We start from the raw sequence: 7,468 nt of genomic DNA, 5'->3' as shown, positions 1-7,468 counted from the left end.
CTCCGATCCGCGCGTGCCCATCGGTGGCGTGAAGAAGAGCGGCTTCGGCCGCGAGGCGCCACACGGGACATGTTCAGCACGGTTGCGTGTCAGGCATCCGGCGATGGCCGGGAAGGCCGGTGAGCCGCTAACATGGCCGCCCCGCGGGCGGTGGTCGCGCACTGTGCCGGATTCGTCGGAAGCTGGGCTTCTGGCCCTGAGTAACTTCCAACAAAATCAATCCCTTATCTCGCCCCCCGAGTGTAACAGAATAAACAGCCAGATGACTGCCTCAGACCCCACCAAGCCCGCCGGCGACAAGCCTTCCGTGCGCATGATCACCGTTCCCGAGGACCGTGCAGGTCAGCGCCTGGACAATTTCCTGCTGGGCCAGCTCAAGGGCGCCCCGCGCAGCCTGGTCTACAAGCTGGTGCGCAGCGGCCAGGTCCGCGTGAACGGCGGCCGCGCCAAGGCCGAACGCAAGCTGGAGGCGGGCGATGAGGTGCGTGTGCCGCCGGTTCGTCTCACTGAAGAAGGAGACAAGGCCGGTCCACCCGAGTCCTTCATGCGCCGGCTGGAACAGGCCATCGTGTTCGAGGACGCCCGCCTGCTGGCCCTGAACAAGCCGACCGGCGTGGCCAGCCACGGCGGCAGCGGTATCAGCTTCGGCGCCATCGAGACCCTGCGTGCCCTGCGCCCGGGGCAGACCCTGGAGCTGGTCCACCGGTTGGATCGCGACACCTCGGGCCTGCTGATCGTGGCCAAGAAGCGTTCGGCCCTGAGCGAGCTGCAGGCGCTGCTGCGTGAAGACCACGGCGCCGGCATCCGCAAGCGCTACCTGACCCTGCTGGCTGGCCGCATGCCCGACGGCGTGATGACGGTCGACGCGCCGCTGCACGTGGGCCTGCGCCAGGGGGGCGAGCGCCACGTCCAGGTCAACGCGATCGGGAAGGAATCGATCAGCCATTTCCGGGTGCTGGAGCGCAAGGGCGGCCATTCGTACTGCGAAGTGCGCATCGAAACGGGCCGTACCCACCAGATCCGCGTGCATGCCCAGCATCTGGGGCATCCGGTGGCCGGTGACGACAAATACGGCGATCCGGCAGTCAACAAGCGGCTTCGTGAGCAGATCGGCCTGAAGCGGCTGTTCCTGCACGCGGCCTCGCTGGAGTTCGCGCTGGACGCCGGAAAGACCCCGTACGTGCTGAACGCACCGCTGGCCGAGGAGCTGGTCGAGGCGCTGGACCGCCTGAAGTAACCCTTGTAGCGTCGAGCCATGCTCGACGGCTTCTCGGCCGGGTCGCGGCAAGCCTGTCGAGGAAAGCCAGTCGAGCATGGCTCGACTCTACAAACCGATCACCACTTGAACAGCACCAGGCTGATCGCCAGCGTGCCCATGCCGGCCACCAGCCCGTACACGGTCTCGTGGCCCTTGGCATAGCGCTTGGCCGCAGGCAGCAGTTCGTCCAGCGCCAGGAACACCATCACCCCGGCAATCAGCCCGAACACCCAGCCGAACGTGGCATGCGACAGCGAGCCCTTCAGCAGGAAATAGCCGAGCACCGCGCCCACCGGCTCGGCCAGGCCGGACAGCAGGCTGGCCAGGAAGGCGTGCAGCTTGCTCTGCGTGGCGAAGTACACCGGCACCGCGATGGCGATGCCCTCGGGAATGTTGTGGATGGCGATGGCGAAGGCCAGCGGCATGCCCACCGACGGGCTTTCCACGGTGGCGAAGAAGGTCGCCAGGCCTTCCGGGAAGTTGTGCGCGGTGATCGCCACCGCCGTGAGCAGGCCGACCCGCTTGATATAGGCCTTGTTGTTGTCGCGAAACGCCGGTTCCTTTGAATCCAGCGTCTCGTGCGGGTTCGGGATCAGATGATCGATGGCCACGATCGCCAGCACGCCCAGAAGGAAGGCGAGGGTGCCCCAGGTGAAGCCGCTGCGCTCGCCGTAGGCCAGCGCGAAGGATTCGATCGACTTGTTCAGGATTTCCGACAGCGACACATAGACCATCGCCCCGCCGGCAAAGGCCAGGCCGAACGCCAGCAGGCGCGGGCTGGGGCGGCGCGAGAACAGGACCAGCAGGCTGCCGATGGCCGTTGCCAGGCCGGCGGCGAGGGTGACCGCGAGCGCGATCCAGAAATTTTCCGGGGAGATCTGCAGCATTTACCGACGCGATCCTGATCGTTCAGCAGCCGCCCCGGAATGTGCCGGGGCGGCGGGGGCGAGGCGGGCGTCGGCTGGCCTCGACACCACGTCGGCCTTCAGCCGCCGCGGCGCATCCGCTCTTCGATGGCGAAGCACTGGTCCGGCTTGGGCTGCGGCGGGTTGAAGCTGACCGGTACCTGGATGGTGGCCGGCACGGCCTGGCCGTTGCGGGTAGCGGCCTTGAATTCCCAGGCCTGCACGGCGGTCCTGGCCAGCTCGTCCAGCTGCGCATTGCCGGCGCCGGTCAGCAGCAGCACTTCGCTGGGCTTGCCGTCGGTGCCGATGGTGACCTTGAAGGTACTGGTGCCGCCCACGCCGGTGCAGGCCAGTTCCATCGGGTACTGCGGCGGCGGGGTCTTCACCGCGGCCACCTCGGTGGGCGGCGCGGCCGGCGGCTCCGGCGGCTGCGGGGAACCGCAGCCGGCCAGCCCGGTGGCGGCGAGCAGGGACAGGCTCAGCAGGCGAACATTCATTTCACGTGCTCCATGAGGGCCGAGGTCTTGGCCGCGCAGATGAAGTCGTTCTCGCTCAGCCCGCCCACGTCGTGGGTGGAATAGCGCACGACGGCGCGGTCGTAATGCACGCCGAGGTCCGGGTGGTGGTCCTCGTGGTGGGCAATCCAGGCTACTGCGTTCACAAAGGCCATGGTCGCGTAGTAATCCTTGAAGCGGAAGGTGCGCACCAGCGCCTGGCCGGCCTCGGCAAGTTCCCAGCCCGGCACCTGCGGCAGCAGTTCGGCCAGGCGGGCTTCGCCCAGCTTGTGGTCGCTGCCCTTTCGCGGCACGCAGTGCGCCTGTGCCAGCGGAATCAGGTCGGACATGGGTTCCTCCACCTCGTATTGACTGAACAATGCGCCGGGCGGTGTATAAACCGAATGAGCGACCGGCGCTGACTTGGCTAGAATAGCCTGATGATCCAGATCTCCGACACTGCCCAGACCCACTTCCGCAAGCTGATCGAACGCGAGGGCGTGCCCGGCATGGGCGTGCGCCTGAGCGCGGTCGACCCGGGCACCGCGCGCGCAGACGCCCGCCTGGAATTCGCCGAACCCGCCGACCTGCTGGGCGACGAGTGGGCGGTGGACTGCGATGGCTTCACTCTGTATGTGGACGCGCGCAGCGTGGCCTGGCTCGACGGTGCCGAGATCGACATCGTGCCGGGCAACGCCGGTACCCAGCAGCTGACCATCAAGGCCCCGCGCATCAAGGGCGAAGCGCCCGGCGAGGCCGCCTCGCTGGTCGAGCGCGTGCATTGGGTGGTGGAAAACGAGGTCAACCCGCAGCTCGCTTCGCATGGTGGCAAGGTCGCGGTGCAGGAAGTCTCGGCCGACGGCGTGGTGCTGCTGCGCTTCGGCGGCGGTTGCCAGGGCTGTGGCATGGCCGACGTCACGCTCAAGCAGGGCATCGAAAAGACCCTGATGGGCCGCGTGCCGGGCGTGACCGCCGTGCGTGACGCGACCGACCATGACAGCGGCCACGCGCCGTACATCCCCCGCGGTAACGCCGCCTGATCGCCAACGCGTGCCTCTGCCCAGCGCCGAGCAACTGATCGATCTGCTGCTGGCGCGCCAGCAGCACCCCCTCATCCTCGAAAAGCGCACGCGCCTGCCGTATGGCTGGGCGATCTGGCTGCGCTCGCTGAAACCGATCGCTCGGCCGTTCCACGCCAGCGATGTGATCGCGGTGCTGTTGCCGCGACCGTTGCCTGGTCGGCCCGGAACAGTGCCGGCACTGAGCCCGCTGGGCGCGGCGCGGCGGCTGCTGTGGCAGGGCTGGGAGCCGGCCCCGCGCGACCAGCGTTGGATGCGCTGGACCTCGGCGGTGGTCAGCGCGCTGCTGCACCTGTTGTTCTTCCTGCTGCTGCTGTGGGTGGCGGTGATCCGCATCACGGCACCGGATGAGGCCGGTGCCGAAGGCGAGCGCGTGCAGATCGAATTTGTCGGTCGCGGTGCTCAGGAAGGCGGCGGCGACCAGCCCGGCGCTGAAGCCGCTGCCGCAGCGCAGGCCGGTGCGGTGGCCAGTGGCCAGCCCGCGGGTGAGGCCAGCGCGCCGCGCCCGCAGCCTGCCGCGCCTGCCCCCGCAGCCCCTGCCGAGGCGGCCAGTGCCGCCGTGGTACCACCCGCGCCGGCCCGGAACGAGCCGGCACCGCCGACCGCGCCGCCGCCGACGCCGGTGCAGGCCACCGAAGTGGCCGAGGCGACCACGGAATTCGTAGTGCCGCCGGTGAGCGTGCCGCGTACCGAAGTGAACATCGTGCCGCGTGACACGACGCCCGCTGTGCGCGAACGCAGCGTGCAGACGGTGCAGGCGCCTGCGCTGACGATGCCAGTGCGCACGCCGCCGCTGACCGTGCCCGCGCCTGCCGTGCGTGACGTGCAGGTGCGCGAACGCGAGGTCACCTCGGTGGAAGCGCCAGTGGTGTCGCAGGCGGTCCGCAGCGCCGAGGTCGAAGTGCGCCTGCCGCAGCGGCGTGAAATGCAGGTCCGCGAGCGCGAAGTGCAGGCGGTGGTCGATCCGCAGGTGCGGATGGCCGCGGTGCCCGGACGCGAACCGAGCGTGCGCGCGCCAGCCGGTCGTGACGTGCAGGTGCGCGAACGCAGCGTGGCCAACGCGCCGGAGCCTGCACCATCGCCTTCCGCTGGCGCCAGCCGCACGCCGACACCGGAAACGGCAGACAGTGCCACCAGCGCTGCCACGGCCACCGCATCACGCCCAACGGCCAGCTCAGCGACGCCGGCACAGGCCGGCGCGCGTCCTGCGCCGACCCCTGGCAACTGGGCCACGCCCGCCAAGGGGGACGACTGGGGGGCCTCGGACCGCAACCGTGACGGTGCGCGCACTGGTGCCGCGCAGGCCAGTGCACGCGGTGCGGGGCAGGGATTGTTCAATGCCGATGGCAGCGTCAACGTGCCTGGCGAGGACGGCACGGGTGCCGCCGAGCGCGGTGCGCCGGGGGGTGCCAATGATGGCTGGACCAAGGAACGCATCGCCGAGTCGGGCCGGTGGCTGAAGCGCCCGCCGTACGACTACACGCCCACCTCGTTCGATAAATACTGGGTGCCACAGGAATCGCTGCTGGCCGAGTGGGTGCGCAAGGGCGTCAAGGCGATGGAGATTCCGTTGCCGGGGACCAGCACGAAGATCTCCTGCGTGATCTCGATCCTGCAGGCCGGTGGTGGTTGTGGCCTGACCGACCCGAACATGCAGGACCAGCCGGCCGTGGCACGGCCGCCGCCGGATATCCCGTTCAAGAAAGAACTGCAGGAAGACAACGGCAGCCGGTGACGTTGGACTTACGGTAGCGCCGGGCCATGCCCGGCGGCCGTGTGCATGCCGCGATGCGCGCTCGCTGGGCATGGCCCGGCGCTACCCATGGATCCACGCCATGCGTGGAAGAGGTCCTCACGCGCTCTGTGACAGGAACACCCAGAACGGCACATCACGCCCGACCCAATCGCGGCTGGCCTCGTCCATGACATCCAGCAGGGTGTCGAACTCTTTCGCCGCCCCGGCGCGCAGTGCGTCCACATCGGCCAGGAACAGCGCATAACCCGGTGCCGGCAGCCACTGCAGGTCGCGCAGGTTGTCGGCCAGGGCATCCCAGTTGCCACCGAAACCGGCGGGGAAGTCCAGTTGCGCGGCCAACCGTGCCAGCAGGGTACGCTTGTCGGCTACGCCGTGCAGGTCGATGCGGATCACCTTCAACGCGGCATCACGCATGGCGGCCGCCAGCGCGCCGATGTCGCCGGTATCGATGGCATAGACGCCGGCGTTGTTGATGTCATGCAGGCCGAGGCCGAAATCGTCGTGGCTCATGGGCGTTCTCCGGGGGCCGGTACGGTGAAGCTGCGGAACGAATCGTAGTGATCGTCGGTGTAGTACCACGCCTGCGGCGGGTCGCCACCGGTGATGATGCGGCGCGCCCCACGGTTGGAGGCGCCCGGAGTGTCGACCGTGTATTCGCGGTAATAGCCGCGCGGCCGTTGCGGCAGCCGCTGTTCGCGGTTGCCGAAGGTGCTGCCGTCCTGACGGTGCGGGAAGGGGCCGCCGCGCTGGATGAGCGCGATGGTCTGCCGTGCCTCGGCCGGCAGGAAGCCGGGCAGTCCGTCGCTGCGGTCATTGCCGGTGGCGCGTGCAGGCGGGGCGGCGCGGCTGTCCGTCCCCTGCAGGTCCGGCGCGAACTGCGGTGCGGGTGGCCGCTGCAGGAAATGGTTGGCGACCAGGCCCAGCAACAGCAAGGCGATGGCGGTGATCAACAGCCGGGGATTGCGCATGGGCCGGGGCAGGCGAGGGAAGTGCATGCACTGTAGCGCTTGGGCGCTGCATCGCGCATGAGGAATGATCGCCGCGTCACCGGTGCGTAACAATTGTCACTGCGATCACCCGCAGGACGCAATTTCCTTTACACCCCCCTTGGTAATCTGGCGCCCTGTCCCCATCATTCAACGCGCACCGCCCGACGCCCTCGTCGGGTGCCCTCGCTATCAGGAGATGCATCATGGCCTACACCCTGCCCAAGCTGTCCTACGCCTACGACGCGCTGGAACCGCACATCGATGCGGCAACGATGGAAATCCATCACACCAAGCATCACCAGACCTATATCAACAACGTCAACGCGGCGCTGGAAGGGACCGAGTACGCTGACCTGCCGGTCGAAGAGCTGGTGAAGAAGCTGAAGTCGCTGCCGGAGAATCTGCAGGGTCCGGTGCGCAACAACGGTGGTGGCCACGCCAACCATTCGCTGTTCTGGACCGTGATGGCCCCCAACGCCGGCGGCAACCCGGTCGGTGACGTGGCCAAGGCCATCGACAAGGACCTGGGCGGTTTCGATACCTTCAAGGACGCCTTCACCAAGGCGGCGCTGACCCGCTTCGGCAGCGGCTGGGCCTGGCTGAGCGTGACCCCGGACAAGAAGGTCGTGGTGGAAAGCACCGGCAACCAGGACAGCCCGCTGATGGAAGGCAACACGCCGATCCTGGGCCTGGACGTGTGGGAACACGCCTACTACCTGAAGTACCAGAACCGTCGCCCGGAATACATCGGCGCCTTCTTCAACGTCATCGACTGGAACGAGGTCGAGCGTCGTTACCAGGAAGCGATTGCCTGAGAGCGGTAACGGGTTGAAACGAAGAGGCCGGGGCAAACTCCGGCCCTTTTGTTTGCTGCATCGGTAGTGCCGGGCGCGGGGCCGCCCGTGTGGGATGACCCGCACCGGCCCGGCCAACACAATAGGGCGTGGGGCGCCCACCCGGCACCCCCACATGGGGAGAGCGGGGGGT

9 protein-coding genes are annotated in these 7,468 nt (G+C 68.3%); 4 read left to right on the top strand and 5 right to left on the bottom strand.

Annotated features, from left to right (window positions below):
* The first annotated feature begins 262 nt into the window (after positions 1-262).
* Entirely contained in the window at positions 263-1,237 is a 975-nt protein-coding gene (locus tag ACQKDV_RS17195) for an RluA family pseudouridine synthase (protein WP_427785342.1), read from the top strand.
* A 98-nt stretch (positions 1,238-1,335) separates the two neighbouring features.
* Here ACQKDV_RS17195 and zupT read toward each other — a convergent pair whose 3' ends face one another.
* The 3 genes from zupT to ACQKDV_RS17180 all read right to left on the bottom strand — a co-directional run bounded on the left by zupT (position 1,336) and on the right by ACQKDV_RS17180 (position 3,007).
* Complete coding sequence (zupT, locus tag ACQKDV_RS17190; RefSeq protein ID WP_427785341.1) at positions 1,336-2,145, bottom strand: zinc transporter ZupT; 810 nt, start codon at positions 2,143-2,145, stop codon at positions 1,336-1,338.
* 98 nt (positions 2,146-2,243) lie between these two features.
* On the bottom strand, positions 2,244-2,660 hold the full coding sequence (locus ACQKDV_RS17185; RefSeq protein ID WP_427785340.1) for an energy transducer TonB: 417 nt from the start codon (positions 2,658-2,660) through the stop codon (positions 2,244-2,246).
* Complete coding sequence (locus ACQKDV_RS17180; protein ID WP_427785338.1) at positions 2,657-3,007, bottom strand: 4a-hydroxytetrahydrobiopterin dehydratase; 351 nt, start codon at positions 3,005-3,007, stop codon at positions 2,657-2,659. The genes ACQKDV_RS17185 and ACQKDV_RS17180 overlap by 4 nt, the downstream gene beginning before the upstream one ends.
* Positions 3,008-3,097: 90 nt before the next feature.
* On the opposite strand from ACQKDV_RS17180, the gene ACQKDV_RS17175 reads away from it, so the two are divergent.
* Complete coding sequence (locus ACQKDV_RS17175) at positions 3,098-3,697, top strand: NfuA family Fe-S biogenesis protein (RefSeq protein ID WP_427785337.1); 600 nt, start codon at positions 3,098-3,100, stop codon at positions 3,695-3,697.
* Positions 3,698-3,707: 10 nt separating this feature from the next.
* Entirely contained in the window at positions 3,708-5,471 is a 1,764-nt protein-coding gene (locus ACQKDV_RS17170) for a hypothetical protein (protein WP_427785336.1), read from the top strand.
* Positions 5,472-5,588: 117 nt separating this feature from the next.
* Here ACQKDV_RS17170 and ACQKDV_RS17165 read toward each other — a convergent pair whose 3' ends face one another.
* Positions 5,589-6,002, bottom strand: coding sequence for a barstar family protein (locus ACQKDV_RS17165; RefSeq protein WP_427785334.1), 414 nt, complete (start codon positions 6,000-6,002; stop codon positions 5,589-5,591).
* On the bottom strand, positions 5,999-6,460 hold the full coding sequence (locus ACQKDV_RS17160; RefSeq protein ID WP_427785332.1) for a ribonuclease domain-containing protein: 462 nt from the start codon (positions 6,458-6,460) through the stop codon (positions 5,999-6,001). The genes ACQKDV_RS17165 and ACQKDV_RS17160 overlap by 4 nt, the downstream gene beginning before the upstream one ends.
* A 224-nt stretch (positions 6,461-6,684) precedes the next feature.
* On the opposite strand from ACQKDV_RS17160, the gene ACQKDV_RS17155 reads away from it, so the two are divergent.
* Positions 6,685-7,296 carry a superoxide dismutase gene (locus ACQKDV_RS17155; RefSeq protein WP_427785330.1) on the top strand — a complete coding sequence of 204 codons (612 nt, stop codon included), beginning with the start codon at positions 6,685-6,687 and terminating at the stop codon, positions 7,294-7,296.
* Positions 7,297-7,468: the final 172 nt, after the last annotated feature.

Source organism: Stenotrophomonas sp. NPDC077659 (assembly GCF_050268705.1).
Classification (GTDB): Bacteria; Pseudomonadota; Gammaproteobacteria; order Xanthomonadales; family Xanthomonadaceae; genus Stenotrophomonas.
Note: the sequence above shows the minus strand (reverse complement) of the source record. Positions and strands in the feature narration are given on the sequence as shown.

Excerpts from the sequence above, each read along its gene's own strand:
- ACQKDV_RS17195 (WP_427785342.1), top strand. The coding sequence starts at position 263 with ATGACTGCCTCAGACCCCACCAAGCCCGCCGGCGACAAGCCTTCCGTG.
- zupT (WP_427785341.1), bottom strand. The coding sequence starts at position 2,145 with ATGCTGCAGATCTCCCCGGAAAATTTCTGGATCGCGCTCGCGGTCACC.
- ACQKDV_RS17185 (WP_427785340.1), bottom strand. The coding sequence starts at position 2,660 with ATGAATGTTCGCCTGCTGAGCCTGTCCCTGCTCGCCGCCACCGGGCTG.
- ACQKDV_RS17180 (WP_427785338.1), bottom strand. The coding sequence starts at position 3,007 with ATGTCCGACCTGATTCCGCTGGCACAGGCGCACTGCGTGCCGCGAAAG.
- ACQKDV_RS17175 (WP_427785337.1), top strand. The coding sequence starts at position 3,098 with ATGATCCAGATCTCCGACACTGCCCAGACCCACTTCCGCAAGCTGATC.
- ACQKDV_RS17165 (WP_427785334.1), bottom strand. The coding sequence starts at position 6,002 with ATGAGCCACGACGATTTCGGCCTCGGCCTGCATGACATCAACAACGCC.
- ACQKDV_RS17160 (WP_427785332.1), bottom strand. The coding sequence starts at position 6,460 with ATGCGCAATCCCCGGCTGTTGATCACCGCCATCGCCTTGCTGTTGCTG.
- ACQKDV_RS17155 (WP_427785330.1), top strand. The coding sequence starts at position 6,685 with ATGGCCTACACCCTGCCCAAGCTGTCCTACGCCTACGACGCGCTGGAA.